General features: G+C 71.6%; 25 protein-coding genes. 15 read left to right on the top strand and 10 right to left on the bottom strand.

Annotation, left to right across the window (positions count from 1 at the left end; all coding sequences use genetic code 11):
* Positions 1-18 precede the first annotated feature (18 nt).
* Positions 19-981, bottom strand: coding sequence for an NADP-dependent oxidoreductase (locus MUN74_RS05485; protein WP_244855421.1), 963 nt, complete (start codon positions 979-981; stop codon positions 19-21).
* Between the two features lie 149 nt (positions 982-1,130).
* Here MUN74_RS05485 and MUN74_RS05480 point away from each other — a divergent pair, with 149 nt between their 5' ends.
* Positions 1,131-1,820: a Pr6Pr family membrane protein gene (locus MUN74_RS05480; protein ID WP_244855420.1), complete on the top strand. Its 690-nt coding sequence runs from the start codon at positions 1,131-1,133 to the stop codon at positions 1,818-1,820.
* A gap of 9 nt (positions 1,821-1,829) precedes the next feature.
* On the opposite strand, the gene MUN74_RS05475 is transcribed toward MUN74_RS05480, so the two are convergent.
* On the bottom strand, positions 1,830-2,633 hold the full coding sequence (locus MUN74_RS05475) for an alpha/beta fold hydrolase (RefSeq protein WP_244855419.1): 804 nt from the start codon (positions 2,631-2,633) through the stop codon (positions 1,830-1,832).
* The gene (locus MUN74_RS05470) at positions 2,630-3,325 is read right to left on the bottom strand and encodes a YqaJ viral recombinase family protein (protein ID WP_370647348.1); all 696 of its coding nucleotides are present in this window, start codon (positions 3,323-3,325) and stop codon (positions 2,630-2,632) included. Before MUN74_RS05470 ends, MUN74_RS05475 begins: the two co-directional genes overlap by 4 nt.
* Before the next feature lie 102 nt (positions 3,326-3,427).
* Between MUN74_RS05470 and MUN74_RS05465 the strand changes: the two genes are divergently transcribed.
* Complete coding sequence (locus tag MUN74_RS05465; protein ID WP_244855418.1) at positions 3,428-3,868, top strand: DUF1294 domain-containing protein; 441 nt, start codon at positions 3,428-3,430, stop codon at positions 3,866-3,868.
* Positions 3,869-3,871: 3 nt separating this feature from the next.
* Here MUN74_RS05465 and MUN74_RS05460 read toward each other — a convergent pair whose 3' ends face one another.
* Positions 3,872-4,435: a TetR/AcrR family transcriptional regulator gene (locus MUN74_RS05460; RefSeq protein WP_244855417.1), complete on the bottom strand. Its 564-nt coding sequence runs from the start codon at positions 4,433-4,435 to the stop codon at positions 3,872-3,874.
* Positions 4,436-4,495: 60 nt separating this feature from the next.
* Here MUN74_RS05460 and MUN74_RS05455 point away from each other — a divergent pair, with 60 nt between their 5' ends.
* Positions 4,496-4,969, top strand: a complete 474-nt coding sequence (locus MUN74_RS05455) for a DUF1772 domain-containing protein (RefSeq protein WP_244855416.1) — start codon at positions 4,496-4,498, stop codon at positions 4,967-4,969.
* Positions 4,970-5,137: 168 nt separating this feature from the next.
* Positions 5,138-6,097: a sugar phosphate isomerase/epimerase family protein gene (locus MUN74_RS05450; RefSeq protein ID WP_244855415.1), complete on the top strand. Its 960-nt coding sequence runs from the start codon at positions 5,138-5,140 to the stop codon at positions 6,095-6,097.
* 90 nt (positions 6,098-6,187) lie between these two features.
* Here the strand turns inward: MUN74_RS05450 and MUN74_RS05445 are convergent, their stop codons facing one another.
* Positions 6,188-7,375 carry an ROK family transcriptional regulator gene (locus MUN74_RS05445; protein WP_244855414.1) on the bottom strand — a complete coding sequence of 396 codons (1,188 nt, stop codon included), beginning with the start codon at positions 7,373-7,375 and terminating at the stop codon, positions 6,188-6,190.
* A gap of 116 nt (positions 7,376-7,491) precedes the next feature.
* On the opposite strand from MUN74_RS05445, the gene MUN74_RS05440 reads away from it, so the two are divergent.
* The 8 genes from MUN74_RS05440 (at position 7,492) to MUN74_RS05405 (ending at position 15,984) form a co-directional block, all read left to right on the top strand.
* On the top strand, positions 7,492-8,598 hold the full coding sequence (locus MUN74_RS05440; RefSeq protein ID WP_244855413.1) for a Gfo/Idh/MocA family protein: 1,107 nt from the start codon (positions 7,492-7,494) through the stop codon (positions 8,596-8,598).
* Between the two features lie 14 nt (positions 8,599-8,612).
* Positions 8,613-10,154 carry a sugar ABC transporter ATP-binding protein gene (locus tag MUN74_RS05435; RefSeq protein WP_244856358.1) on the top strand — a complete coding sequence of 514 codons (1,542 nt, stop codon included), beginning with the start codon at positions 8,613-8,615 and terminating at the stop codon, positions 10,152-10,154.
* Positions 10,151-11,233 carry an ABC transporter permease gene (locus MUN74_RS05430; RefSeq protein ID WP_244855412.1) on the top strand — a complete coding sequence of 361 codons (1,083 nt, stop codon included), beginning with the start codon at positions 10,151-10,153 and terminating at the stop codon, positions 11,231-11,233. Before MUN74_RS05435 ends, MUN74_RS05430 begins: the two co-directional genes overlap by 4 nt.
* Positions 11,230-12,465 carry an ABC transporter permease subunit gene (locus MUN74_RS05425; RefSeq protein WP_244855411.1) on the top strand — a complete coding sequence of 412 codons (1,236 nt, stop codon included), beginning with the start codon at positions 11,230-11,232 and terminating at the stop codon, positions 12,463-12,465. Before MUN74_RS05430 ends, MUN74_RS05425 begins: the two co-directional genes overlap by 4 nt.
* Complete coding sequence (locus tag MUN74_RS05420; protein ID WP_244855410.1) at positions 12,465-13,670, top strand: substrate-binding domain-containing protein; 1,206 nt, start codon at positions 12,465-12,467, stop codon at positions 13,668-13,670. The genes MUN74_RS05425 and MUN74_RS05420 overlap by 1 nt, the downstream gene beginning before the upstream one ends.
* A 136-nt stretch (positions 13,671-13,806) precedes the next feature.
* The gene (locus MUN74_RS05415; protein ID WP_244855409.1) at positions 13,807-14,676 is read left to right on the top strand and encodes a sugar phosphate isomerase/epimerase family protein; all 870 of its coding nucleotides are present in this window, start codon (positions 13,807-13,809) and stop codon (positions 14,674-14,676) included.
* On the top strand, positions 14,673-15,683 hold the full coding sequence (locus MUN74_RS05410) for a sugar phosphate isomerase/epimerase family protein (RefSeq protein WP_244855408.1): 1,011 nt from the start codon (positions 14,673-14,675) through the stop codon (positions 15,681-15,683). Before MUN74_RS05415 ends, MUN74_RS05410 begins: the two co-directional genes overlap by 4 nt.
* 7 nt (positions 15,684-15,690) lie before the next feature.
* Positions 15,691-15,984 carry a Dabb family protein gene (locus MUN74_RS05405; RefSeq protein WP_244855407.1) on the top strand — a complete coding sequence of 98 codons (294 nt, stop codon included), beginning with the start codon at positions 15,691-15,693 and terminating at the stop codon, positions 15,982-15,984.
* A gap of 9 nt (positions 15,985-15,993) precedes the next feature.
* Here MUN74_RS05405 and MUN74_RS05400 read toward each other — a convergent pair whose 3' ends face one another.
* From MUN74_RS05400 to MUN74_RS05390, 3 genes are all read right to left on the bottom strand, one after another.
* Entirely contained in the window at positions 15,994-16,698 is a 705-nt protein-coding gene (locus MUN74_RS05400; protein WP_244855406.1) for an amidase domain-containing protein, read from the bottom strand.
* Positions 16,699-16,915: 217 nt separating this feature from the next.
* On the bottom strand, positions 16,916-17,581 hold the full coding sequence (locus MUN74_RS05395) for an ABC transporter ATP-binding protein (RefSeq protein ID WP_244856357.1): 666 nt from the start codon (positions 17,579-17,581) through the stop codon (positions 16,916-16,918).
* A 110-nt stretch (positions 17,582-17,691) separates the two neighbouring features.
* Positions 17,692-19,221 (bottom strand): ABC transporter permease, encoded by a 1,530-nt coding sequence (locus MUN74_RS05390; RefSeq protein WP_244855405.1) that lies wholly within the window; start codon positions 19,219-19,221, stop codon positions 17,692-17,694.
* A gap of 220 nt (positions 19,222-19,441) precedes the next feature.
* Between MUN74_RS05390 and MUN74_RS05385 the strand changes: the two genes are divergently transcribed.
* The 3 genes from MUN74_RS05385 to MUN74_RS05375 all read left to right on the top strand — a co-directional run bounded on the left by MUN74_RS05385 (position 19,442) and on the right by MUN74_RS05375 (position 23,751).
* The gene (locus MUN74_RS05385) at positions 19,442-20,188 is read left to right on the top strand and encodes a response regulator transcription factor (protein WP_244855404.1); all 747 of its coding nucleotides are present in this window, start codon (positions 19,442-19,444) and stop codon (positions 20,186-20,188) included.
* Entirely contained in the window at positions 20,185-21,750 is a 1,566-nt protein-coding gene (locus MUN74_RS05380) for a sensor histidine kinase (protein WP_244855403.1), read from the top strand. The genes MUN74_RS05385 and MUN74_RS05380 overlap by 4 nt, the downstream gene beginning before the upstream one ends.
* A 153-nt stretch (positions 21,751-21,903) precedes the next feature.
* Positions 21,904-23,751 (top strand): Xaa-Pro dipeptidyl-peptidase, encoded by a 1,848-nt coding sequence (locus MUN74_RS05375; protein WP_244855402.1) that lies wholly within the window; start codon positions 21,904-21,906, stop codon positions 23,749-23,751.
* A gap of 134 nt (positions 23,752-23,885) precedes the next feature.
* Here MUN74_RS05375 and MUN74_RS05370 read toward each other — a convergent pair whose 3' ends face one another.
* Complete coding sequence (locus MUN74_RS05370; RefSeq protein WP_244855401.1) at positions 23,886-24,323, bottom strand: MarR family winged helix-turn-helix transcriptional regulator; 438 nt, start codon at positions 24,321-24,323, stop codon at positions 23,886-23,888.
* A 10-nt stretch (positions 24,324-24,333) separates the two neighbouring features.
* Positions 24,334-25,986, bottom strand: coding sequence for an MDR family MFS transporter (locus tag MUN74_RS05365; RefSeq protein ID WP_454665267.1), 1,653 nt, complete (start codon positions 25,984-25,986; stop codon positions 24,334-24,336).
* Positions 25,987-26,065 lie beyond the last annotated feature (79 nt).

Raw genomic sequence — 26,065 nt, 5'->3', positions numbered from 1 at the left:
GGATGCCGACCCCCCGCGTCAGGCCGGGTCGGGGGCGACGCGCAGCACGACCTTGCCGCGCACGTGGCCGGCCTCGACGATGCGGTTCGCCTCGGCGCCCTCCGCGAGCGGCAGCTCGCGGTCGACGTGCACGCGAATCGACCCGTCGTCGATCAGGCGGGTGACCACCGCGAGGGTTCGCGCGTCGGGCGACACCGAGTAGCCGGTGGCGCGGATGCCCCGGGCCGAGGCCTCCTCCTGCATCGTGGGCCACGATCCGGTCGGCACGTTGACGACGAGCCCGCCGCGGCGCAGCGCGTCGAGGGAACGGGTGCCCGTGGCATCCCTCACGTTGCCGATCAGGTCGATGACGACGTCCTGGTCGCGGGCGATCTCCTCGAAGCGCTCGGTCGTGTAGTCGACGACGCGATGGGCGCCGAGCTCGCGCAGGAAGTCCGCGTTGCGCGCCGAGGCGGTCGTCGTCACGGCCGCCCCGAAGTACGCTGCGAACTGCACGGCGAAATGGCCGACGCCGCCCGCCCCGGCGTGCACGAGCACCCGCTGCCCGTCGTGCACGCGTGCCGTGTCGACGACGGCGCCCCACGCCGTGAGCGCGGCGAGCGGCACGGCCGCGGCCTGCGCGAAGTCGAGCGATGCCGGCATCGGGGCGACGCTCATCGAGCTCACGCTGACGAACTCGGCGAAGCTGCCGCTCGTGCGTGGCACGCGGCCCATGCCGTAGACGCGGTCGCCCGGCTGCAGCGGATGCGCCGCGTAGGGCGCCTGCTCGACGACCCCGGCGAAGTCGTGGCCGAGGATCGCGGGGAAGCCCGTGATCGCCGCCGACGTGCCGCGGCCTGCGCGGGTCTTCACATCGATCGGGTTGACGCTCGCGGCGACGACCCTGACGAGCACCTCGTCGCTCACCCGAAGGGGCCGCGGCACCTCCGCGAGATGCAACTCGTCGGGGCCGCCCGTGCGGTCGATCACCAGGGCGTGCATCGTGGGCCCGTCTGTCGGTCGTGCCTGCGTCGTGTGCGTCATGCGTCGTCCTCCCGCATCCATCTTGCCGCGATCGCTAGGCTGCGATCAGCGCCGCGACGAACGGCGTCGTCTCGTGCCGCTCGGGCGGCCCCGGTGGGAGGTGCGCAATGCGTCGGTTCTTCGGTGTGCTGCGAATCGTCGCCGCGGCCGCGATCGTCGCGGCGGTCGTGGGCCAGTTCGCGAAGAGCCTCGGCATGGTGCCCGACCCCGCCGCGTTCGTCGTCAACTTCTTCAGCTTCTTCACGATCCTCTCGAACTGCCTCGCCGCGGTGGTGCTGCTCGTCGCCGCGTGGTCGTCCTTCACGCGCGAGCGCGACTCGGCGGGCTTCACGGTCATGCGCGCGTGCGCGACCGCCTACATGACGACGACGCTCGTGGTCTACAACACGCTGCTGCGCGACATCTCGCTCGACCAGGCGACGACGCTGCCGTGGTCCAACGAGATCCTGCACCTGTGGGCGCCGCTCTACCTGCTCGTCGACTGGGTGCTCGCGCCCGGACGGCGCCCGGTGCCGTGGCGACGGCTGTGGACGGTGGCGGTCTTCCCGCTCGTCTGGGCGGCGTACACGATGCTGCGCGGGGCGATCGTCGGCTGGTACCCGTACCCGTTCCTGAACCCCGAGGTGAAGCCGGGCGTGGGCTACGACGGGGTGCTCGTCTACATCGTCGCGATCGCCGCCTTCATCCTGCTCGTCGGCGCCGGCGTCATCGCGGTCAGCCGCACGGCCTGGCCGTACGGGCGGCGCGCCGACGAGGCATCCGCCCTCGGATCGGCAGCCGAAGCGCTCTCGCGCTGACGCCCTCGGTCAGGCCCGCCGCACCCGCTCGAGCCAGTTCGCGAGGTGCTCGGCGAGCACCGCGTTCTGCCGCGCAGGCCCCGCGTCGCGCTCGGTGAGCATCGCGAGCGGAGCGCCGAGCGCACCGGCCCAGCGCTCGCCGACCGGCACGGGATGCACGGGGTCGCGCGGCGCCGCGACGACGAGCGTACGGACGCCGCGTGCCGACACCTCCGCGAGCTCGCCGTCATGCACGAACGCGCGGTTGCGGGGGATCTCGACGAGTCGCATCGCACGACGCGCGGCATCGGGCGAGGTGAACTGCGAGAGCAGCCCCTTCGCCGCCGCGGGCGACTCGTCGGCGATGCGCTGGTACACCTCTCGTTCGCGGAACTCCTGCGCACCGGCCGGCCCGGCGTCGAGGAGCAGTTGCCCGATCACGGGGAACGGGCGCAGGTTGCCGGGCAGTGCGCGATCGTCGAACGACGGCCGCACGAACACGGCGCGATCGATCGGCAGGAGCTCGCCGATCAGCAGCCGAAGCGCGATCGCGGCGCCCATCGAGAGCCCGATCACCGTGAGCGGCTCGCCGTCGCCCGGCTCGCGCCCCGTGGCCTCCAGCACCTGGGCGCGCGTCGTCTCGGCGACCTCGGCCGCGAGCCGGTCGATTGCGAAGTCGGCGGGCTCGCCGACCGTGAGGTAGCCGCCGTGGGCGCGGACGTCGGGTGCGATGACGAGCTCGTCGTCGCCGGCGACGGCGCGCACCGCGGGGGCGAACAGCTCGAGCGGCTGCCGGCGGTCGGCACCGAGGCCGTGCAGCAGGAGCGTCGTCACGCGAGGGCGCCCGGCCGGTAGTACGCGCGCGGATCGGCGACCCGCGGATCGGGCCGGATCGCCGTGAGCAGCTCGTTCGCGAGCCCCACGAGGATCGCGATCTGGTCGTCGTCGCGGTCGACCCACCGGCACTTCGGCTCGTCGGCGACGGGCACGAAGTCGGCGTGCTCCTCCCACACGACGAGGGTGCGCTCGGCGCCGAGCACGTACTGCTGCCACCACACCTGCCTGAGATAGCCGCGCGGGATGCCGCGCCAGGGCTTCGACGTCGTCTTGATCTCGCACAGCTCGAGCGCGCCGTTCGGGGCGACCCGCAGCCCGTCGGGCGTCGCGAGGTGGCGCCGCTCGGTCTCGGCGTGGAAGAGCAGCGTCGACCCCTCGAGCCCGTGCGTGCGCTTCGCCCACTCGGCGATGACGGGCTCGCGGGCCCGGCCGTGGTCGGTGTACCGGCTGCCGCCGAAGCTGTGCCGCGAGCCGTGCAGCTTCTCGTGGGCGGCCGTGCGCACCGACTCGCGGGTCGCGAGCTTCGCCGCATCGGTCGCCGTGATGCCCTGCGACCGGGCGCGCAGCCAGGCGACTCGGTCACTCGAGTCGGCGACGACGCGGGTCTCGTGCGGATGCCTCGGCCGAGGGTCGGGCGGGGGAGCCCACGTGTCGCCCTCGAGGTCGAAGAGGGCGAACGGTTCTGGCACGTTCCGAGCGTACTCGCCGCCACCGTCGGATGCGGTGCGGCGTGCGGTCGCCGGTGAAGCGGAGAAGCGCCTCCGAAACCGTCGTGCCCGTACGATCGACGAATGCCCCGTGACACCTCGGCCCCCGGGCGGAACGCCCGCCCCGCGGCATCCCCTCGACAGGCCGGCGCCTCCCGCGATCTCTCGCGCCCGCTGCCGGCGGCGCTCAGCTGGATCGTCCTGGCCGCGTTCGCCGTGGTGGTCGCCGTCGGCGTCGTCACCGCGGTCGTCCCGTGGTGGATCGCCGCGTGGTACGGCGCGTGCTCGCTCGTCGCGTTCGCGGCCTACGGGTTCGACAAGCTCGCCGCCGGCCGGGATCGACAGCGGGTACCCGAGCGCACGCTGCATCTCGTCGACGTCATCGGGGGCTGGCCCGGCGCGCTCGTCGCGCAGCAGTGGTTCCGGCACAAGACACGCAAGCGCAGCTTCCGCCGCGTGTTCTGGGCCGGCGTGGTCGTGAACGTGCTCGTCGTGGTCGCCCTCGTCGTCTGGCTCGCGCGGTAGGCGTCAGCCGGTCGCCGGCGTCGCGAACAGGGTTGCGATCAGCCGTTCGCGGTCGGCGCCGAGCGCGTCGTCGAGCCGCCCGCCCGCCGAGAGCCCGCTCACCCCGTGCAGGAGGCTCCAGAGCAGCTCGGCCCGCACGGTCCGCTCGCGCGCGTCGCGACCACCGGCGGCTCGTTCGATGATCGCGAAGCCCGACACGAGTGCCTCGGGCGTCTCGCTCGAGGCGAAGGCGAAGCTCGTGCGCGCGGAGGCCATCGCCTCGTAGAGGGCGGGATTCGATCGGGCGAAGTCGAGATACCCCGTGATGAGGTGGTGCAGGTCGTCGCCGGGCGCGGCCATGCGGGTCGCGAGCTCGGTGTAGCCGGCGACCACGAGGCGCTCGACGATCTCGTCGCGCCCGCCGGGGAAGTGGCGGTAGAGGATCGGCTGGCTGTACCCGATCTCGTCGGCGAGCCGGCGCACGGTGACGGCTGCCCAGCCCTCGTCCTCGGCGATCCGCCGGGTGGTGTCGAGGATGAGTCGCTCGCGCTCGCGGAATCGCTCGGCCTCTTGCGGGGTGCGTGCCATGCGGCTATGTTAGCGGCGATAACAGTTAGCACTGCTAACACTTTCTGAAGGAGCTCGAGCATGTCGATCGTCATCGCCGTAGCCGCGGTCATCGCAGTACTGAACCTCGCCGTCATCTTCGGCACCGACGTGGTCGCGGCCGTGGTGCTGCGCCCCGTCTACGCCGAGCTCGACGACCGCAGCATGGTGCAGGTCGTCGGCCGCGGCCACTACTACGGCGACCGGCGCCTGCCCGTCGTCGGCATCCTCGGCACGGTGCTGACCGCGGCGTCCGTCGTGCTCGCCGCGCTCTGGGGCACGCCGCTCGCCGCAACCGCTGCGGCGATCGCGCTCGTGCTGCTGCTCGTCTGGCTCGCGATGTTCGCTCGCATCTCGGCGCCCATCAACAAGGTGCTCACCGCCGCGGCGCTCGCCGGCGAGGTGCCCGCCGACGCCCGCTCGCTGCAGGCGCGCTGGGAATCGATCATCGTGCTGCGCTCAGTGCTGCTGGGGCTGGCGATCCTGCTGCTGTGCGCGACGCTCGCGCTCGCGTGAGCTGGCCGCTCACGGGCTGCGCACGACCGTCCCGTGAGCGACCGAGTGGTTCAGATGACGCGCCAGCGACTTCTGGGGGACCCGCCGACGACTTTTGATTGACGAACCGTCAAAAGTAGGCGACAGTGTTCGGCACGGACACTCGACGACGAGATGGAAGGAATGAGCATGTGCTACGGACATGACGGAGAAGGCGCGCTGCGCGAATCACTCGCCCGGCGCGGGGTGACCCGGCGCGGCCTGCTGCTCGGCGCGCTGGGCGCAACGGCCGCCGCCGCGACGCTCGGCGCGGGAGCCGCACCCGCGATGGCCGAGGCCGGGAAGAAACCGTGGAAGCGCGTGCCGCCCGGCAAGATCAGCATCCAGCTGTGGACCGTGCGCGAAGCGCTCGGCGCCCCCTGGGGTCCGGGCGACTACGACACCACGCTGCGCGCGATCGCCGACGCGGGCTACCCGCGCGTCGAGCAGGCGCTCGGCTACTTCGGCCGCACCGCCGCGGAGCTGCGCGCGTTCTACGACGAGATCGGCATCCAGGCGACGTCGTCGCACGACGGCCCGTCGGCCGACGCGTCGGCGCTCGAGCTGAAGCTCGAGAATGCGGCGACGCTCGGTCAGCGATACCTCAACGTGCCCTACTTCGCCTCGAACTCGCTCGCCGACTGGCAGCAGCTGGCCGACACGATGAACGAGGAGGCCCGGGCGGCGAAGGGTTACGGAATCGCCTACGGCTATCACAACCACGCGCACGAGTTCACGACCGACCTGGGCGGCGGGCTCACGCCGTGGCAGGTGCTCACCGAGCGCCTCGACCCCGCCCTCGTGCACCTCGAGGCCGACCTCTACTGGGTCGTCACGGGCGGCATCCAGAGCGGCGACGGGGCGAGCGACCCCGAGCAGTTCGCCATCGACGTGATCGACCAGGCGCCGCAGCGCGTGCGCCAGTTCCACGTCAAGGACCGCCACCTCGACGGCGACATGGCCGACCTCGGCACCGGCACGATCGACTTCGCGCGCATCTTCCGCGCCCATGCCGTCGAGGAGTACATCGTCGAGAACGACACCCCCGACGTCACGCCGCTGCAGACCGCCCGGGTCGGGTACGACTACCTGTTCGACCTGCGCTTCTGACGCGGGCCACGCCGGCCTGCGGCATCCCGAACAGGATGACGCAGGCCGGCGTCCCGGTCGGGCGCGAAGCTCGACGTGCTTCGAGTCGCGTCAGCGCGCGGCGAGGGCGTCGATGCCCTCGGGCGAGAGCACGTGGTGGATGGCGAGCATGCTCGCGCCGAGCACGGCGGCGTTCTCGGCGGCCGCCGACTGCACGATCGAGAGGTGCTCGGTCGCGAGCGGCATCGACCGCGTGTAGACGACCTCGCGCACGCCCGCGATGAGGTGCTCGCCCGCACGGGCCATCGAACCGCCGATCGCGATGACCGACGGGTTCACGAGGCTCACGCACGCGGTCAGCACCTCGCCGATGTCGCGGCCGGCCTGGCGCACCGCCTGGATCGCGTCGATGTCGCCGCGCTTGACGAGTTCGACGACATCGCCGCCCGACGCCGCGTCGATGCCCTCGTCGCGCAGGGCGCGGGCGATCGCCGGGCCCGAGGCGAGGGCCTCGAGGCATCCCCGGTTGCCGCAGTGGCAGGGAACGTCGCTGCCGCGGGCGACCCGCACGTGGCCGATGTCGCCCGCGATGCCCTGGGCGCCGCGCTGCAGCAGCCCGCCCGAGATGATGCCCGAGCCGATGCCCGTCGCGACCTTCACGAACATGAGGTGCTCGACCTGCGGCCACGCGAGGGCGCGCTCGCCGAGCGCCATGATGTTGACGTCGTTGTCGACGAGCACGGGCACCTCGAGGTGCTGCTGCACCCAGCCCGGCACGTCGAACCGGTCCCAGCCGGGCATGATCGGCGGGTTCACGGGGCGGCCGGTCGAGTGCTCGACGGGGCCCGGCACGCCGATGCCGATCGCGACGAGGTCGCGGCGGTCGCGGCCGAGGCCCTCGATGAGCTCGAGGCCCTGCTCGACCATCCAGCCGAGCACCGCCTCAGGGCCCTGGGCGATGTCCTTGCGTTCGGAGTGCTCGACGAGCACGGTTCCCGCGAGGTCGGTGACCGCGAGCGAGGCATGCGAGGCGCCGAGGTCGGCGGCGAGCACGATGCGGGCCGAGGGATTGAGTGCGAACTGCGACGGCGGCCGACCGCCCGTGGAGGCGGCGTCGGCGACGGGCGTGACGAGGCCGAGCCGCATGAGCTCGTCGACCCGTGCCGCGATCGTCGACCGGGCCAGGCCCGTCGACTGCGCGAGCGAGGCGCGCGTGCGCGGGGCGCCGTCGCGCAGCAGCTGGAACAGCTCGCTCGCGCCCGACGCTCCGAGCGCGGATCCCCGACTGATGTCCACCATGCAACCGAGTAAAGCACACGGTCTTCGTCGCAACACCGATCCGCTACCTGATTCTGAACGAACAACTTTTGACGAAGGACTAGCAAAAGTTGTCGAACGTGTGTCACGATGTCCGCATGACAACGGACGTCATCGCCCCGGCCCGCACTCGACGTGCCGGCTTCGTCGGTGGCGGCTTCATGGCCGCTGTGCACTCGCGTGCCGCTCGCGCCGCCCGAGCCGACCTCGTCGGCGCCGCCTCGTCGTCGCCCTCGCGCGCCGCAGCGGCCGCCGAACGACTCGGCCTCGGTGCCGGTTACGACTCCTTCGAAGCCCTGCTCGCCGATCCCGACATCGAGGTCGTGCACATCTGCACGCCGAACACGACGCACGCCGCGTTCGCGCGGGCAGCGCTCGAGGCGGGCAAGCACGTGATCTGCGAGAAGCCCCTCGCGACGACGACGGCGGATGCCGAGGCGCTCGCCGACCTCGCCGCCGAGCGCGGACTCGTCGCGGCGGTGCCGTTCGTCTACCGCTTCCACCCGATGGCCCGCGAGGCCCGCGCCCGGGTCGCCGCGGGGGAGACCGGCCGCCTGCTCAGCGTGCACGGCGCCTACCTGCAGGACTGGCTCGCCACACCGCGCGACGACGACTGGCGCGTCGACACGGCGCTCGGCGGTCCGTCGCGTGCATTCGCCGACATCGGCTCGCACCTCGTCGACCTCGTCGAGTTCGTCGCGGGCGAGCGCATCGTGCGGCTCGCGGCCTCGACGCGCACGGTCTACGCCGAGCGCGCCGACCACGCGGCGATCGAGACCGAAGACCTCGTCGCGCTCGTCGTCGAGCTCTCCTCGGGTGCGCTCGGCACCCTGCTCGTGTCGCAGGTCGCACCCGGCCGCAAGAACGCGCTCTCGATCGAGCTCGCCGGCACCGACGCGAGCGTGCGGTTCGAACAGGAGCGCCCCGACACGCTCTGGATCGGCCGCACCGAGGCCTCGAGCATCGTCGAGCGCGACCCGGCCCGCCTCGCGGCCGACGCGGCGAGGCTCTCGCTCGTGCCCGCCGGGCACCCCATGGGCTACCAGGACGCGTTCAACGCCTTCGTCGCCGACGCGTACGCCGCGATCGACGGCGCGCGGCCCGAGGGCCTGCCGACCTTCGCCGACGGACTGCGCGCCGCCCGGGTCACCGAGGCCGTGCTCGCCTCGGCCGAACGACACGACTGGGTGGAGGTGGCGGCATGAGCGGCACGAGCGGCATGGCCCCGTCGGCGCAGGCGCCCGGCTCCGCGGCAGCGCCGGGAGCGCCCGTGCTCGTCGCCGACGGCCTCGAGAAGTCGTTCTTCGGCGTGACCGTGCTGCGCGGCGTGGGGCTCACCCTGCGCGCCGGCGAGGTGCACGGGCTCGTCGGCGAGAACGGCGCGGGCAAGTCGACCTTCATGAAGATCCTCGCGGGCGTCTACGAGCGCGACGCGGGCACGGTGCGCCTCGGCGGCGAGGAGGTCGCCTTCACGCACCCCGTGCAGGCCGCTCGCGCCGGACTCGCCACGGTCTTCCAGGAGTTCAACCTGCTGCCCGAGCGCACGGTCGCGCAGAACGTCTTCCTCGGCCGTGAGCCCAAGCGTCGCGGTCTCGTCGACCGCAAGGCGATGCTCGCCGAGACCCGCTCGCTGCTCGCGGAGCTCGGCATCGACTCGATCGACGCGGATGCCCCGGTCAGGACCCTCACGGTCGCCGAGCAGCAGATCGTCGAGATCGTGAAGGCGCTCTCGGTCGACGCCCGGGTCATCCAGATGGACGAGCCGACCGCGGCCCTCGCCGACCACGAGGTCGAGCTGCTCTACGCGATCGTGCGGCGCCTGCAGGCGCGCGGCGTCGCGATCCTCTACGTCTCGCACCGGCTCAAGGAGATCTTCGACCTCTGCGACACGATCACCGTGCTGAAGGACGGCGCGCTCGTGTCGAGCGGTCCGGCTGCCGAGCTCGACACCGACGAGCTCGTGCGGCGGATGGTCGGCCGCCCGATCTCCGCGTACTTCCCCGACCCCGAACCCGGCACCGTCGTCGGTGAGCCGCGACTCGAGCTGCGGGGCGCCGGCAACGCCTACGTCGACGGCGTCGACCTCACGCTCCGCGCCGGCGAGATCGTCGGCGTCGCGGGCCTGCAGGGCTCGGGTCGCACCGAGCTCGTCGAGGCGGTGTTCGGCATCGCGCCGTTCACGCGCGGCGAGCTGCGACTCGACGGGCAGGCCGTGCAGATCTCGTCGGCCCGCCAGGCGGTCAAGCGCGGCGTCGCCCTCATCACCGAGGACCGCAAGGCGCAGGGGCTCGCCCTCAACCAGTCGATCGCCGACAACGCCCTGCTCGTCATCCGGTCGGTGTTCTCGCGGCGCACCCGCGAGACGCGGCGCGAACTGCCGGGCGTGCTCTCGTCGCTCGAGCTCTCGTCGCGAGGACTCGACCAGGAGGTGCAGTACCTCTCCGGCGGCAACCAGCAGAAGGTCGTGCTGGCGAAGTGGCTCGCCACGAAGCCGCGCGTCGTGCTCCTCGACGAACCCACCCGCGGCATCGACGTCGGCGCCAAGGTCGCCGTCTACACGCTCATGCGCCGACTCGCGAACGAAGGGGTCGCCATCCTCATGATCTCCTCCGAGCTGCCCGAGGTGATCGGCATGTCCGATCGCATCATCGTCATGCACGACGGCCGGGCATCGGCCGAGCTGCCCGCCCGCAGCGACGAGGCCACCATCCTCGGCGCCGCGACCGGCACTCTGCGCGTCGGCGGGGAGGAGCTGCGATGAGCACCACGACCCCCGCCTCGGTGCGCCGCACGGCACCGCGCCGCCGCCGGCTCGACGCGAGCCTCATCGTCGGCATCGCCCTCGTCGCCGTGATCATCGTCGGCGCGATCCTCGTCGCGTCGGTCGGCCGCAACTTCTTCAGCGCCGGCAACATCCGCGACATCCTCACCGGCATGAGCGTGCTCGGGTTCGTCGCGATCGGGCAGACGCTCGTGATCCTGTGCGCATCGCTCGACCTCTCGGTGCCCTACGTCGTCAGCCTGTCGAGCCTCATCGCCGCCGACCTCATGGCCGGCAACCCGGCGAACATCCCGCTCGCGATCGTCGCCGTGCTCGTGGTCGCCGCCGTCATCGGGCTCGCGAACGGGCTCATCGTCACGAAGCTCAAGGTGAACGGCTTCATCGCGACGCTCGGCACGGGGCTCATCATCAAGGGCTACCTCGACTCGAACTACAAGGGCACGAGCGGACAGGTGCCGTGGGAGTTCCAGCTCATCGGCGCGACGGGCATCGGGCCGATCCCGATCTCGACGCTGCTCATGCTGCTCGTCGCGGTGGCGGGCGCCTTCTTCCTCGCCCGCACCCGCACCGGCAACCACATGTTCGCCGTCGGCGGCAACGAGCAGGTCGCTCGGCTCTCGGGCATCCGCACCGCGCGGCCCCTCATCGTCGCCCACGTGCTCTGCTCGATCACCGCGGCGCTCGCCGGGCTGCTGCTCGCGAGCCGGCTCGGCGTCGGCAGCCCCGTCGTCGGCACGCAGGGCGGGTACGACCTGCTCTCGATCGCCGCGGTCGTGCTCGGCGGCACGCTCCTCATGGGCGGCCGCGGGTCGATCTGGGGCACGATCGGCGGCGTCGCCATCTTCGCCGTCGTCGACAACGTCATGAGCGTCATGCAGGTGAACCCGTTCCTGAAGGACGTCGTGCGCGGCGTCGTCATCGTCGCGGCCGTCGCCGTCTACACGAGCCGCTCGGTCGACCGGCGCAGGCCCCGGTTCGCGAACGCCGCGCCACCGCCGACCGCGAACGGCTCAGGACCCGCGAACGGCAGCGACACGCGAGAGGAGGCCCGCGCATGACCGCCGTCACGACCGACCGACCCGGTTTCGGGCAGCGCCTCGCCGACCTCGGTCGCGCCCTCGTGAGCCCCCGCGGGGCCGTCTTCTTGCTGCTCATCGTGCTGCTCGTCGCGATCGCGCTGATCAACCCGTCGTTCGCGGAGCCGAGCCAGTTCATCCGCTTCATCCAGCGCGTCGCCCCGGTCGCGATCGTCGCGATCGGGCAGTACTTCGTCATCGTCGGCGGCGAGTTCGACCTCTCGATGGGCTCCGTCGTGACCACCCAGGTCGTGATCGCCGGCAACCTCATCGGCCAGGACGACGCGAAGTCGCTGCCCGTGCTCCTGCTCATGCTCGCGTTCGGCGCGTTCATCGGCCTCGTGAACGGCCTCATCGTGTCGTTCCTGAAGGTGCCGAGCTTCATCGTCACCCTGGGCATGATGCTGGCGCTGCTCGGCGCGACGCTCTACTGGACGGGCGGTGCCGCGACCGGAAACCCGGCCGACGGGTTCCGCGAGATCGGGCGCGGCGGCATCCGCGACCTGCCGGTCATCGACATCCTGCCGTGGTCGGTGCTCGTGCTCGCGATCGTGCTCGCCGCGGCGATCTGGTTCTCGAAGCGGCCGTTCGGGCGCACGATCATCGCGCTCGGCGACAACCCCACCACGGCCCGTTTCTCGGGCACCCGCAACTGGTGGGTGAAGACCTCGACCTTCATGATCTCGTCGCTGTCGGCGACGATCGCGGGCGTGCTCCTCGTCGGCTACGCAGGCGTGCACCCCTCGGTCGGGCGCGGCTACGAGTTCACCGCCATCACGGCGGTCGTGCTCGGCGGCGTCGTGCTCGGCGGCGGGCGCGGCTGGGTGGTCGCCGCCGCGGCCGGTGCGTTCGCCCTCGAGGCGCTCTTCACCCTCCTGAACTTCGCGGGAGTGCCCTCGACGTACCGTGACGCGGTGCAGGGCGCGATCATCATCCTCGCGGTCGCGTACTCGGCGACGACCTTCCGGGCGCGCCGCCGCGGACGCGGCATCGAGGCCCCCTCGCCGTCATCGGATCCGGTCGCGGATGCCCCGGCCGAGGCATCCCGCCCCGATTCGCCCACCTCGCCCGACGCGGCGACCCAGATCTCGCCCCCAGCGGCGACCCAGACTTCGCCGGCACCGGCGGAGGAGCGCGATGCCGAGGCATCCGCTCGCCCTGCACCCATTCCCTCGACGCAGAGGGCTGACAACGAAACCAAGGGAGGTTCGTGATGCGACGCAGGTATGCGGTGGCATCCGCCATGGTCGGCGCCCTCGCGCTGATCGCGCTCGCCGGCTGTACCACCGACCCCAACGTGACCGCGCCGACGGAGGACGCCGGCGCCACGGAGGAGTCCGTCGAGTGGTTCGACCAGGAGCTCTTCGACAAGCAGGACGCCGAACGCGACGTCGTGCCGGAGGGGCCCGACGGCCAGCCGTGGCTCCAGCACATCAACGCCGAGATGGTCGACACGTCCGAGTTCGCGAGCGACGGCGCCAAGAAGGCGTGCTTCGCCAACGCCTCGATCTCGAACCCGTGGCGCACGACCGGCTGGATCACGATGAACCAGCAGCTGAAGGTGCTGCAGGACGCCGGTGTGATCAGCGAGATGGAGACGCGCGACGCGCAGGACTCCGACGACACGCAGATCGCGGACATCGACTACTTCATCGAGGAGGGCGGCTGCGACATCTTCCTGATCTCGCCGAACTCCACCGCGGCGATGACCCCGGCCGTCGAGCGCGCATGCGACACGGGCAAGCCCGTCGTCGTGTTCGACCGCGGCGTGCAGACCGACTGCCCGGTCACGTTCATCCACCCGATCGGCGGATTCGCGTGGGGCATCGACACGGCCGAGTTCCTCATCGACGAGCTCGACGAGGGCGACAAGGTCGTGGCGCTCCGCATCCTGCCGGGTGTCGACGTGCTCGAGCAGCGCTGGGCCGCGGCCGAGAAGCTGTTCGACGAGGCCGGCATCGAGGCCGTCGACTACTTCACGGGTGCCGACCCCGCCGAGATCAAGAAGATCATCTCCGACGAGCTCGCCAAGGGCGACGTCGACGGCGTCTGGATGGACGCCGGTGACGGCGCCGTCGCCGCCATCGAGGCGTTCGAGGACGCCGGCGTCGACTACCCCGTGATGACGGGTGAGGACGAGATGAGCTTCCTCCGCAAGTGGAAGGAGACGGGGCTCACGGGTCTCGCGCCGGTCTACTCGAACTTCCAGTGGCGCACGCCGCTCCTCGCCGCGCAGAAGATCTTCGCCGGCGAAGAGGTGCCGCAGGAGTGGGTGCTGCCGCAGTCGCCGATCACCGCGGAGGAGGTCGACGAGTACCTCGCGCTGAACGAGAACATGCCCGACGGCCACTACGCGAAGTTCGGCGGCGAGGACCTGCCGGGTTACCCGCAGGTCTGGGAGGACCGCATCGTCCCGTGAGCCGCTGAGTACGGTGGTCGAGTAGCGACGACCCCACTTCGGTGGTCGAGTAGCGACGAAGGAGCGTATCGAGACCTCGCAACAGGTCTCGATACGCTTCGCTACTCGACCACCGCAACGTCTGCAAGGAGGCAGCATGCGCCGCACCATCGGCGTGAACACCTGGGTGTGGGCCTCGCCCCTCACCGACGAGAACCTGCCGGCGCTCGCCGCGAAGGCGGCGGCGCTCGGCTTCGGCGCGATCGAGCTGCCGGTCGAGAACCCCGGCGACTGGTCGGCGGATGCCGCTGCCGACGTGCTCCGTGAACATCGCCTGGCACCGATCGTGATCGGCGCCATGGGCCCCGGTCGCAACCTCGTCGCCGCTCCCGGCTCAGAGGTCGTCGCGACCCAGAACTACCTCGTGCACTGCCTCGGCGTCGCCGAGCGACTCGGCTCGCCGGTCGTCGCGGGCCCCTTCACCGCGGCCACGGGCCGGGCGTGGCGCATGGATGCCGAGGAACGCGAGGCGCGCTACCGCGAACTCCGGGCGAGCCTCGCCCCCGTCGTCCGCAAGGCGGAGGACCGCGGCATCCGACTCGCGATCGAACCCCTGAACCGCTACGAGACGAGCCTCGTGAACACCGTCGAGCAGGCGCTCGAGGCGCTCGGGCCGCTGCTCGGGCCGGGCCTCGGGCTCGCGCTCGACAGCTACCACCTCAACATCGAGGAGAAGTCGATCGGCGACGCGATCCGCGCGGCGGGCGACCACCTCGCCTACGTGCAGGTGTGCGGCAACGACCGCGGCGCCGTGGGCGACGACCACCTCGACTGGCCGGCGTTCCTCGACGCCCTCGACGACGTGGGCTACGCGGGCGCGCTCGGGCTCGAGAGCTTCACGGGCGAGAACGCGACCATCGCGGTCGCCGCCTCCGTGTGGCGGCCGCTCGCCCCCTCGCAGGACGAACTCGCGGCACGGAGCATCCGCTACCTGACCGCCTTGCAGGACGAAAGGAACCCGGCATGACCGCCACCCACCCCGTCACGCTCTTCACCGGCCAGTGGGCCGACCTGCCGTTCGCCGAGGTCGCGCGCCTCGCGGCCGAGTGGGGCTACGACGGCCTCGAGATCGCGTGCTCGGGCGACCACCTCGACCTCAAGCTCGCCGAGGAGGAGCCGGGCTACCTCGCCGAACGCCGCGAGATCCTCGACCGGCACGGCCTCGAGGTCTACGCGATCTCCAACCACCTCACCGGGCAGGCGGTGTGCGACGACCCCATCGACTTCCGCCACGAGGCGATCGTGCGACCGTACACGTGGGGCGACGGCGACCCCGAGGGCGTGCGGCAGCGCGCCGCCGACGACATGATGCGCTCCGCGCGCGTCGCCCGCAAGCTCGGCGTCGACACCGTCGTCGGGTTCACCGGGTCGAAGATCTGGCCGTACGTGGCCATGTTCCCGCCCGTGCCGGCGTCGATGATCGACGCCGGCTACGAGGACTTCGCGAACCGGTGGAACCCGATCCTCGACGTGTTCGACGCCGAGGGCGTGCGCTTCGCGCACGAGGTGCACCCCTCCGAGATCGCCTACGACTACTGGACGAGCGTGCGCACCCTCGAGGCGATCGACCGGCGAGAGGCGTTCGGCTTCAACTGGGACCCGTCGCACATGATGTGGCAGGGCATCGACCCGGTCGGGTTCATCGTCGACTTCGCCGACCGCATCTACCACGTCGACTGCAAGGACACACGGCTGCGCCCGGCGACGGGACGCCCCGGCATCATGGGGTCGCACCTGCCGTGGGGCGACCCGCGCCGCGGCTGGGACTTCGTCTCGACCGGTCACGGCGACGTGCCGTGGGAGGACGCGTTCCGCGCGCTCGACGCGATCGGGTACACCGGCCCGATCTCGGTCGAGTGGGAGGACGCCGGCATGGACCGCCTGCACGGCGCCGCCGAGGCGGTCGGCTTCATCCGCTCCAAGCTCTTCCCCCGCCCGACCGCGTCGTTCGACGCCGCATTCTCGAACCAGTAGGAGTCGCATGTCGATCGAGCACACCGTCGTCTTCCGGCTCGTCCACGAGCCCGGCTCGGCCGAGGAGCAGGAGTTCCTGGCCACCGCCCGCGAGACCCTCACGGGAATTCCGGGCGTCGAGGGCTTCGCCGTCCTGCGGCAGGTCAGTCCGAAGAGCGCCCTCACGCACCAGTTCCGCATGACGTTCGCCGACGCCGCCGCGTACGACGCCTACAACGCGCACCCGGCGCACGTCGGCTTCGTCGAGGGCCGCTGGGTGCCCGAGGTCGCCGAGTTCCAGGAGTACGACTTCTTGGCCTGACCGGCCGCGTCAGCCCCTCACACTCCAGAAGTACACCTTCGTCTTCGGATGCTTCGGGTGGTCGTCGACCGACCGGTCCCACGTCGCGTCGGTGTGGCCCGCGTAGTACACGTGCACGTCGCCCTCGTCGTCCTCGCGCACGGCGGTCACGACGGCGGTGTGGTCGCGGTCGCCCGAGGCATCCCAGTCGAACTGCACGATGTCGCCCGGCTTCACCTTCGCGCGCTGCGCATCGGAGAGGGGCGTCGCGCGCTCGGGGTGCGCGGCGAGGTAGTCGCTGAACAGGGTGGACGACCGCCAGGCGTCGCTCGACGCGTAGGGGTCGCCGTCGGTCGAGTGCCACCACTCGTCGTCGACCGCCCAGCCGCGCTCGATGAGCGACTGCGACGCGAAGTTGACGCAGTCGTCGTCGCCGAGCACGCCGTAGTCGTCGTTCGCGCCATCCCAGTACTCGCGCACGTACTCGAGCTGGCGCAGCACGGGGGCGGGCAGGTCGGGGTCGAGCTCGAGCGCGGCCGCGTTGGGGTGGACGCCCCGCCCGCCCTGCGTGCCGGGCCCGGTCGGCCCCGGAGGGGTCGCGGCCGCGACCGCCGCAGTCACGATCGCCACGACGAGCCACACGACGAGCCCGAGCACGACGACGAGCGCACCGCCGACGACGAGGCGTCGGCGCAGGTACACGCCGGGGGAGGGGCGTTCGGTCGGCTGGGTCATCGCATCCACGCTACGTCGTGGCACCCTCGGGCGGGCTGAGCCGCGCGCGCGCCGGGCCGCGTCGGTGTTCGCAACTGAGGACGGCCGCCGGGCAGCGCGGCGTGTCGAGTACGCCCGACGGCGTGTCGCCCAGCTTGTCCAGAGCTGCGAACACGGCGAACCGGATGCCTCGCCGGGCGGCATCCCGACGAGGCATCCCCATTCGACCGAAGCGCGGTCAGCGTTCGGTGACCGCGCCGTTCTTGATGTGCAGGCGCCGCTCGGCGCGCCGGGCGACCGCCGAGTCGTGCGTCACGATCACGAGCGTGAGGCCGCGGTCGCGCCAGAGCCCCTCGAGCAGGCCCAGGATCTCGTCGCGGGTCTCCTCGTCGAGGGCACCCGTCGGCTCGTCGGCGAGCAGCACATCAGGCTCCTTGACGAGTGCGCGGGCGATCGCGACGCGCTGCTGCTGGCCGCCCGAGAGCTCTCCGGGCACGTGCGTCGCGCGGTCGGCGAGTCCGACGGCGGCGAGCGCCTCGGCGGCTCGGCGACGCCGCTCTTCCGCCGGCACCCCGAGCGGCTCGAGCCCCGTCTCGACGTTCTCCTGTGCGGTGAGGGTCGGGATGAGGTTGAACCCCTGGAACACGAACCCGACCTCCTTCGCGCGCACCCGGGCGAGTTTCGCGTCGGGCAGGTGCGAGATGTCGGCGTCGCCGAGCCGCACCCGCCCCGACGTGGGCCGGTCGAGCGCGCCGAGCATCTGCAGCAGCGTCGACTTGCCGCCGCCCGTCGGGCCCTGGATCGCGACCATCTGGCCGGCCGCGATCTCGAGGCTCACGTCCTTGAGCGCGGTCACGGTGCGCTTGCCCGGGTATTGCTTGGTGACGTTCTCGAGCACGTACATGGGGGTTCCCTTCGGTCTGATCGGTGAGGTGTCGCTCCCTGAGCTCGTCGAAGGGGCGATGACGGATGCCTCGGGGCCGGCGCCGGGGCCGGTCTGCACATCGATCCGGGTCATGCGACGCTCCGCAGCGCCTCGGCCGGACGCAGGCGCGAGGCCCGCCAGCCGCCGATCGCACCGGCGAGCAGGCCGCCGAGCACGGCGAGCCCGATCGCGACGGCGACGACGCCCACCGTGACCGGTGCGTTCAGCACGACCTCGGTGGTCGATTGCGTCGCCATGCTCGCGCCGAACGGCCCTCCCGCCATGCCGCCGGCTTGCGCCGCGGCATCCCCGGCCGGCATGGCGCCGCCCGGGCCGCCCGCACCCGGCCCGCCGAACGAGGTGCCGCCCGCGCTGCCACCCAGGGTGAGACCGGCGAGGTTGACGATCCAGATGCCCGCGAGTCCGAGCACGAGTCCTGCGGCGCCGCCGATGAGGCCCTGCACGAGCGATTCGCCCGCGACCTGGCCGACGATGCGCCCGCCCGGCCAGCCGATGGCCTTGAGCGTGCCGAACTCGCGCGTGCGCCGGGTGACGCCCTGGATGGTGAAGAGGATCGCGATGAGGAACGCGGCGACGAGCACCGCGAGCGAGATCCACAGCCCGAGGTTCTGGATGAGGCTCGACGCGGTCGAGAGCGAGCCCGAGACCTGCGAGGCGAGGTCGGCCTGGGTCGAGACGGTGGTGTCGGGCAGCGCCTCCTCGATGTCGGCCTGCACGGCGTCGATCCCGCTCGACGAGGTCGCCTGCACGTAGAGGTCGCTGATCATGCCGTCCTCGCCCGAGAGCGACTGGGCGAGGTCGAGCGGCATGTACGCGTTCGACGCGGTCGTCGCATCCGCCGAGGTCGAGGCGACCGTGCCGACCACCTCGAAGTCGGTGCCGCCGAGGTCGATCGTGTCGCCGACCGCGAGCTCGGCGCTCGTCGCATACGTGTCGTCGAGCACGACGACGGCCTGCCCCGTGTCGCCCGACTCGAGGCCGCGCCCGGCCGTGAGCTCGACCGACGAGAGCGGACCGACGGCGGAACCCTCGGGGTCGACGCCAAGCACCGTGACGCGATCGACGTCGAACGCACTGCCGCCCGCGCCGTCGAAGCCGCCCTGCGGGGGCTGCTGGGCCTGGCCGTCGCCGCCGGGCATCGTCTGGTCGCCGCCCTGCGCGCCCTGCGCGGAGAAGTCGGGCAGCTCGCCCGAGAACGTCACGTTCTCGAGCGACAGCGCAGCAGCGGCACCCGCGACCCCGTCGATGCCCTGCACGGTCTCGAGAGCCGACGCGTCGAAGGTCTGCGAGCCGGGACCCGAGGTGAGCCGCGACTGGCTGATCGAGGTCGAGCCGTCGGACGTCTGCCCGGCGTCGGCGCCGAACTCGAAGCGCTGCGGGCCGTCGCCCTCGCCGGGCGCCGCGGGCGTCGCGCTCACCGTGAGATCGGTGCCGACGCCGTAGACCGACTGCAGCACCTGCGCCTGCGCCTGCTGCACGCCCGTCGAGACGGCATTCACGATCATGACGAGCGCGATGGCGAGCGCCATGCCGATCGCGACGATCGCGGTCTGCCTGCGCCGGCCGGCGAGTTCGCGCCGGAGATAGGTGAAGAACATGGAGGTCCTCTCGTCGTTGGGGTCGGCCCGACGGTATGAGCGCACGCTGTGGCGGCACTTTGGCCCGGCTATGCGTCGCCCATGAGGGTTGAGGAGCGAGCGAAGCGAGCGTCTCGAAACCGATTCGGGTTTCGACACGGCGCTGGCGCGCCTCCTCAACCCACGACGTGCGCACAGGCGAGGCATAGGAATCGCATAGCTCGATGCGGATACTGGAGGCATGAGCTCGACGCCCCCCGCCCCGCACCGTGCCCCCGCGATCGCCAAGGGCGACGGGTCGATGGTGCGCGTGCTCGTCGTCGACGACGAGCACTCGCTCACCGAGCTGCTGAAGATGGCGCTCAAGTACGAGGGCTGGGACGTGCGCACCGCCGCCGACGGCGCGACCGCCGTGCGGGTCGCGCGCGAGTTCCGGCCCGACGCGATCGTGCTCGACATCATGCTGCCCGACATCGACGGGCTGGAGGTGCTGCAGCGGGTGCGCGCCGACGGCACCGAGACACCCGTGCTCTTCCTCACCGCGAAGGACTCGCTCGACGACCGCATCGCCGGGCTCACCGCGGGCGGCGATGACTACGTCACGAAGCCGTTCAGCCTCGAAGAGGTGGTGGCGCGGCTGCGCGGGCTCATCCGCCGCTCGACGCTCACCCTCGCGCAGGCGAAGGACCCGGTGCTCACCGTCGGCGACCTCACCCTCGACGAGGACTCGTACGAGGTGGCCCGCGGCGGCGAGCCGATCGAGCTCACCGCGACCGAGTTCGAGCTGCTGCGCTACCTCATGCGCAACCCCCGCCGCGTGCTCTCCAAGGCGCAGATCCTCGACCGCGTCTGGTCGTACGACTTCGGCGGCAAGGAGACGGTGGTCGAGCTCTACATCTCCTACCTGCGCAAGAAGATCGACGCCGGTCGACCGCCCATGATCCACACGGTGCGCGGCGCCGGCTACATGCTGAAGGCGGCGGGATGACGCACCCCGGCGACCCCGGATACGCCGCCGCCCGCCGCGAGGCGACCACGCGCGGCCCCGACGCCTCCGCCGAACCCGTCGACGGTGCCGGCGCCTCGGGCCGACGCCGCCCGTGGACCCTCAGGCGGCGGCTGCTCGTCATCGTGGCGTCGCTGCTCGTCGCGGTGAGCGCGGTCGTCGGCGTCGTGAGCGTCGCCGTCTTCCACAGCTCGTCGGTCGCCCGGCTCGACGCCAACCTCGACTCGGCGATCTCGCGCGCGAACGTCGCGATCGCGGGCCAGCCGCCCGGGTTCCCCGGCAACCCCGACGAGGCGCCGAGCCTCGTGCTCAACGTGCCGGGCCAGGAGGCGGGCACGCTCGCCGCCCTCGTGCCCGATGACGGCGAGCCGCGCGCGGGCTACATCACCGAGGAGGGGCGGGTGCTCGACCTGCCGCAGCACCTCGCGCAGAAGCTCGCCGCGGTGCCGGCCGACGGCGAACCGCACTCGATCAAGGTCGGCGACCTCGGCGACTACCGCGCCCTCGCCGTGCAGGAGGCGGAGTGGGACCGCGTCTCGATCGTGCTCGCGCTGCCGCTCGCGGAGGTCGACGCGGCGACGTCGCAGCTCGCGATCACCATCTCGATCGTCGCGCTCGCGGGGCTCGCCGTCGCGCTCGGGCTCGGCTCGCTCATCGTCACCCGAGCGCTGAGTCCGCTCGCGCGCGTCACCGCGACCGCCCAGCGCGTGTCGGAGCTGCCGCTCGACCGCGGCGACGTCGCGCTCGCCGAGCGGGTCGACGTCGACGACGACGGCACCGAGGTCGGCCGGCTCGGCTCGGCATTCAACCGGATGCTCGGGCACGTGGCATCCGCCCTCACCGCACGCGAGCAGAGCGAGCAGAAGGTGCGCCGCTTCGTGGCCGACGCCTCGCACGAGCTGCGCACGCCGCTCGCGTCGATCCGCGGGTACGCCGAGCTCACGCGCCTGCACGGCGGCGAGCTGCCCGAGGATGTGGTGCACGCGCTCTCGCGCATCGAGTCGGAGTCGGTGCGCATGACCGAGCTCGTCGAGGACCTGCTGCTGCTCGCCCGGCTCGACGAGGGACGCGAGCTCGTCCACTCCGAGGTCGACCTGCGGGCCCTCGTGGTCGACGCCGTCGGCGACGCGCAGGCCGCCGGGCCCGACCACGAGTGGTCGGTCGACGCGGCCGAGTCGCCCGTCGTGGTGTCGGGCGACGACGCGCGCCTGCGCCAGGTGCTCGCGAACCTGCTCGCGAACGCCCGCCTGCACACGCCCGCCGGCACCGCGGTCACGGCGCGGCTCACGAAGGCCGACGGGCGGGCCCGCCTCGACATCGTCGACGACGGCCCCGGCATCGACGAGGGGCTGCGCGATCGCCTGTTCGAACGCTTCGCGCGGGGGGATGCCTCGCGCTCGCGCCGCGCCGGTTCGACGGGTCTCGGGCTCGCGATCGTGCGCGCGGTCGTCGAGGCCCAGCACGGCACCGTCTCGGTCGAGTCGAAACCCGGGCGCACGGTCTTCACGGTCGAGCTGCCGCTCGCCGCTGCATCCGTCGGGTGAGCAGCGCGCGCGCGGAGATTGTTGCACAAAAGACCGTCGATGTCTGGCGCGTCGCGGGCTCGCACCCCTAGCGTGTGGAGGAGTCACGGGGTCGTGGCACCGTGACGATGCGGACGAAGGCGATGGCCCCGGCATGTCCGAAGGAGCATCCGCATGTCATCAGCGGTACCAACGACCGCACGACGACGCCTGACCCGCACCGCCGCACTGCTGACCGCCGTCATCGCCGGCGCCGGTCTCGCCGCCGCCGCGCCGGCGTACGCGAGTCCTGAGCCGGCCGAGCCGACGTTCGTCGACGGCCTCTCCCAGGCCGTCTTCACGAAGAACTCGGCCGAGTGGATCAACGAGGAGGCCTGGGTCGAGAGCGACGTCGACTCCGACCGCGACGGCAAGCCCGACCTCGTGCACATCGACGTCAGCCGGGTGCCCGAGACGAACACCGCCGGTCTCGACGTGCCCGTCATCATGGAGCTGAGCCCGTACTACGCGGGCGGCTCGCAGGTCACGAACTGGCCGGTCGACCACGAGCTCGGCGACCCGCCCGCGACGAAGGACCCGTGGCCCGCCTACGTGCCGACGAACCGCACGAGCCCCACGATCTCGCGCTCGCTCGAGAGCACGTGGGTGCCCCGCGGCTTCGCCGTCGTGCACGCCGAGGGCTTCGGCAGCGGCTGGTCGGAGGGCTGCCCCACCTCGGGCGGCACGAACGAGTCGCTCGCCGGCAAGGCGGTCGTCGACTGGCTCAACGGCCGGGCCAAGGCCTACACGAAGCCCGACCGCGCGACCGAGGTCGCCGCCGACTGGACGACGGGCAGCGTCGGCATGATCGGCACCTCGTACAACGGCACGCTGCCGATCGGCGTCGCCTCGACCGGCGTCGAGGGGCTCGACGCGATCGTCCCCGTCTCGGCGATCTCCGACTGGTACGACTACTACCGCGCCAACGGCGCCGTGCGCGCACCGGGCGGCTACCAGGGTGAAGACCTCGACGTGCTCGCCGACTACGTGTACACGCGCTTCGACCAGGAGATCTGCCAGCCGATCATCGACGAGCTGCGCGCGAACGAAGACCGCGCCACGGGCGACCGCAGCGCGTTCTGGGAGGAGCGCAACTACCTCGCGAACGCCGACAAGATCCACGCCGCCACTCTCGTCGCCCACGGGCTCAACGACTGGAACGTCATGACGAAGAACGCCGCGGCCCTCTACGAGGAGCTCAAGGCGCACGGCGTGCCGCACCAGATCTACCTGCACCAGGGCGGCCACGGCGGCAACCCGACCGACACGATGCTCAACCGCTGGTTCACGCGCTACCTGTACGACGTCGACAACGGCGTCGAGCAGCTGCCGAAGGCGTACATCGTGCGCGAGGACAAGACGCTCACCGAGTACCCCGAGTGGCCCGATCCCGCGATGGAGGACGTGAAGCTCAAGCTCGCCCCGGCGGCCACTGCTGACGGCGTCGGCGCGCTCGCGGTGTCGCGCAACCCGAGCAAGGCGTTCGAGGACCTCGTCGACGACGCGTCGATCACCGCGGCCCAGCTCGCGGCTGCGGCCACGTCGCCGAACCGCCTCGCCTACCGCACGGGCACGCTCGGCACGCCGATGCGACTCTCGGGCACCCCGACGGTGTCGCTGCGACTCGCGGTCGACCGCCCGAAGGCGAACCTCACCGCACTCCTCGTCGAGTACCCGCTGACGGGCTCGCCGAAGATCATCACGCGCGGCTGGATGGACGTCGAGAACCGCGAGTCCGACGCCGTCACGACTCCGGTCACGCCCGGCACGGCGTACGACTTCTCGTTCGACCTGCAGCCGAAGGACTACGTGTTCCAGACCGGCTCGCAGATCGGCGTGGTCGTGCTCTCGAGCGACCGCGAGTACACGGTGCGCCCGGCCCCCGGGACGACGCTCTCGCTGCAGCCCTTCGCGTCCGAGGTGCACCTGCCCCTCGTCGGAGGCACCGAGGCGCTGAACGCGTCGCTGCACGCGGCGCGCTGAGCTTCGCTCGCATCGGCTGAGACGCCGAAGGAGCGCATCGGGACCGTCGGTCCCGGTGCGCTCCTTCGTTGCACGCGAACGGCGGGGGAGTCCGTTCGGCGCGGCCGGGCGGCAGGGGGAGGTCCGCCCGGGGTTCAGGCCTCCGCGAGCACCTTCAGCATCTCGGCGAAGGTCTCGAGCTCGGCGACCGAGCGCTCGCTGAGCGCCTCGTGCAGTCGCGCCTGGTTCTTCGCCCGCAGCACCGCGACCCGTTCGATCGCGAACGCGGTGGGCTCGAGCACGCGCACCCGCCCGTCGCGTTCGTCGGGCCGGCTCATGACCAGCCCGTCCTCCTCGAGGATGCGCACCTGCCGGCTCACGACGCTCTTGTCCATGTCGAAGAGCTCCGCGAGCTGGTGCGCGTTCGACGAGCCGAGTCGCACGATCGTCGACAGCAGCTTGTACCCGGCGGGGTTCAGCTCGGGATGGATCTGCTGGGCCGCCTCCTTCCACACCGTGCGGGCGCGGTTGAAGACGACGGCCAGCTGATCTTCGACGCGGGCGATCGCCTCGTCGACGGACGGGCTGCTCATGGCGATCATGCTACTTGCGGGCCTCCTCGGCCGTGGCGGTGCCTGCGGTCTTCGACGAGCGGGCGGATGCCTCGGGGCCGGCGCCGGTCGCGGCATCCCGCCCCTCGACGACCTGCAGCGACGAGGTGACCGGCGCGGCGATCTCGGCGTCGGCGAGGTCGATCGCGACCTGCTCGGCCTCCTCGGCCAGGCTCTGCGCGGCGTTCTTCGTCGACAGCGGCTTGTTCGGGAGGAACGCGATCGCGATGAGGCTCAGCACCGCGAGGGGGATCGCGATGAAGAAGACGTCGGCGATGCCGTGGCCGTACGAGCCCTCGACGATCACGCGGATCGTGTCGGGCAGCTCCGAGACCTTCGGCAGCGTGCCGCCCGCGAGCGACTTGAGCGCGTCGATCTCGTCGGGCGAGGTCGGCGTGAACTTCGACAGGCCGTCGGTGATGTGGGTCGTCACCTGGGTGGCGAGCACCGAGCCCATGATCGTCACGCCGATGGTGCCGGCGATCGAGCGGAAGAAGTTCACGCCCGAGCTCGCGGCACCGAGCTGCGACGGCGGGGTGTCGTTCTGCACGACGAGGGTCAGGTTCTGCATGACCATGCCGAGGCCTGCGCCGAGCACGAACATGTAGACCGACACGAGGGTGAACTCGGTGTCGTAGCGCAGGGTCGTCATCGCGGTGACGCCGGCGATCACGAAGACCGTGCCGAGCAGCATCCAGCCCTTCCACTTGCCGAAGCGGCTGACGAGCTGGCCGATGCCGATCGAGGCGCCCATCTGGCCGACGATCATGGGGATCGTCATGAGGCCCGACTCGGTCGGCGTCGCACCGCGCGCGAGCTGGAAGTACTGCGCGAGGAAGACGCTCGTCGCGAACATCGCCACGCCGATCGAGATCGATGCGATCACCGAGAGGGTGAAGGTGCGGTTCGTGAAGAGGGTCATCGGGACGATGGGCTCCTCGACGAAGAACTCCGTGACGACGAAGCCGATGACGGCCGCAGCCGAGACGCCGATGATGACGAAGCTCTCCATCGAGTCCCAGTCGAACTGGTTGCCGCCCATCGACACCCAGATGAGCAGGAGCGAGACGCCCACGGTGAGCAGGATCGCGCCGAGGTAGTCGATCTTGACGCGCTCGCGGTTCGGCTTCGGCAGGTGCAGCGTGCGCTGGATCATGATGATCGCGGCGATCGCGAAGGGCACGCCGATGAAGAAGTTGGCGCGCCAGCCGAACGCGTCGGTGATGACGCCGCCGAGCAGCGGCCCGCCGATCGTGGCGAGGGCCATGATGCCGCCGACGATGCCCATGTACTTGCCGCGCTCGCGCGGCGAGATGATGAGCGCGACGGCGATCATGACGAGCGACATGAGGCCGCCGGCGCCGAGGCCCTGCACGACGCGGACGGCGATGAGCATCGTGGTCGACTGCGAGAAGCCGGCGATGACGGTGCCGACGACGAAGAGGCCGAGCGCGATCTGCAGCAGCAGCTTGCGGTCGAGGAGGTCGGCGAGCTTGCCCCAGATCGGGGTCGAGACGGCGGTCGCGAGCAGGCTCGCGGTGATGACCCAGGTGTAGGCGGCCTGGTCGCCTCCGAGGTCGGAGATGATGACGGGCATCGAGGTCGAGACGACCGTGCCCGAGAGCACGGCGACGAACATGCCCATGATGAGGCCCGACAGGGCCGTGAACACCTCGCGCGGCGAACGCGTCGCCTCGGTGTCGTTCGGGAGTGTTGCAGTCAAA

The sequence above is a fragment of the Agromyces sp. H17E-10 genome (assembly GCF_022919715.1).
GTDB lineage: Bacteria > Actinomycetota > Actinomycetes > Actinomycetales > Microbacteriaceae > Agromyces.
The sequence above is the reverse complement of the archived record's forward strand: the minus strand, read 5'-3'. Positions and strand labels throughout refer to the sequence as shown.

Coding starts and splice junctions, on each gene's coding strand:
- MUN74_RS05415 (WP_244855409.1), top strand. CDS start 13,807: ATGCGCCGCACCATCGGCGTGAACACCTGGGTGTGGGCCTCGCCCCTC.
- MUN74_RS05435 (WP_244856358.1), top strand. CDS start 8,613: ATGGCCCCGTCGGCGCAGGCGCCCGGCTCCGCGGCAGCGCCGGGAGCG.
- MUN74_RS05460 (WP_244855417.1), bottom strand. CDS start 4,435: ATGGCACGCACCCCGCAAGAGGCCGAGCGATTCCGCGAGCGCGAGCGA.
- MUN74_RS05485 (WP_244855421.1), bottom strand. CDS start 981: ATGCACGCCCTGGTGATCGACCGCACGGGCGGCCCCGACGAGTTGCAT.
- MUN74_RS05380 (WP_244855403.1), top strand. CDS start 20,185: ATGACGCACCCCGGCGACCCCGGATACGCCGCCGCCCGCCGCGAGGCG.
- MUN74_RS05450 (WP_244855415.1), top strand. CDS start 5,138: ATGTGCTACGGACATGACGGAGAAGGCGCGCTGCGCGAATCACTCGCC.
- MUN74_RS05395 (WP_244856357.1), bottom strand. CDS start 17,581: ATGTACGTGCTCGAGAACGTCACCAAGCAATACCCGGGCAAGCGCACC.
- MUN74_RS05370 (WP_244855401.1), bottom strand. CDS start 24,323: ATGAGCAGCCCGTCCGTCGACGAGGCGATCGCCCGCGTCGAAGATCAG.
- MUN74_RS05465 (WP_244855418.1), top strand. CDS start 3,428: ATGCCCCGTGACACCTCGGCCCCCGGGCGGAACGCCCGCCCCGCGGCA.
- MUN74_RS05440 (WP_244855413.1), top strand. CDS start 7,492: ATGACAACGGACGTCATCGCCCCGGCCCGCACTCGACGTGCCGGCTTC.
- MUN74_RS05375 (WP_244855402.1), top strand. CDS start 21,904: ATGTCATCAGCGGTACCAACGACCGCACGACGACGCCTGACCCGCACC.
- MUN74_RS05420 (WP_244855410.1), top strand. CDS start 12,465: ATGCGACGCAGGTATGCGGTGGCATCCGCCATGGTCGGCGCCCTCGCG.
- MUN74_RS05410 (WP_244855408.1), top strand. CDS start 14,673: ATGACCGCCACCCACCCCGTCACGCTCTTCACCGGCCAGTGGGCCGAC.
- MUN74_RS05480 (WP_244855420.1), top strand. CDS start 1,131: ATGCGTCGGTTCTTCGGTGTGCTGCGAATCGTCGCCGCGGCCGCGATC.
- MUN74_RS05430 (WP_244855412.1), top strand. CDS start 10,151: ATGAGCACCACGACCCCCGCCTCGGTGCGCCGCACGGCACCGCGCCGC.
- MUN74_RS05455 (WP_244855416.1), top strand. CDS start 4,496: ATGTCGATCGTCATCGCCGTAGCCGCGGTCATCGCAGTACTGAACCTC.
- MUN74_RS05385 (WP_244855404.1), top strand. CDS start 19,442: ATGAGCTCGACGCCCCCCGCCCCGCACCGTGCCCCCGCGATCGCCAAG.
- MUN74_RS05445 (WP_244855414.1), bottom strand. CDS start 7,375: ATGGTGGACATCAGTCGGGGATCCGCGCTCGGAGCGTCGGGCGCGAGC.
- MUN74_RS05365 (WP_454665267.1), bottom strand. CDS start 25,986: ATGGGCATGTTCGTCGCCGTGCTCTCGGGCACGGTCGTCTCGACCTCG.
- MUN74_RS05405 (WP_244855407.1), top strand. CDS start 15,691: ATGTCGATCGAGCACACCGTCGTCTTCCGGCTCGTCCACGAGCCCGGC.
- MUN74_RS05400 (WP_244855406.1), bottom strand. CDS start 16,698: ATGACCCAGCCGACCGAACGCCCCTCCCCCGGCGTGTACCTGCGCCGA.
- MUN74_RS05425 (WP_244855411.1), top strand. CDS start 11,230: ATGACCGCCGTCACGACCGACCGACCCGGTTTCGGGCAGCGCCTCGCC.
- MUN74_RS05390 (WP_244855405.1), bottom strand. CDS start 19,221: ATGTTCTTCACCTATCTCCGGCGCGAACTCGCCGGCCGGCGCAGGCAG.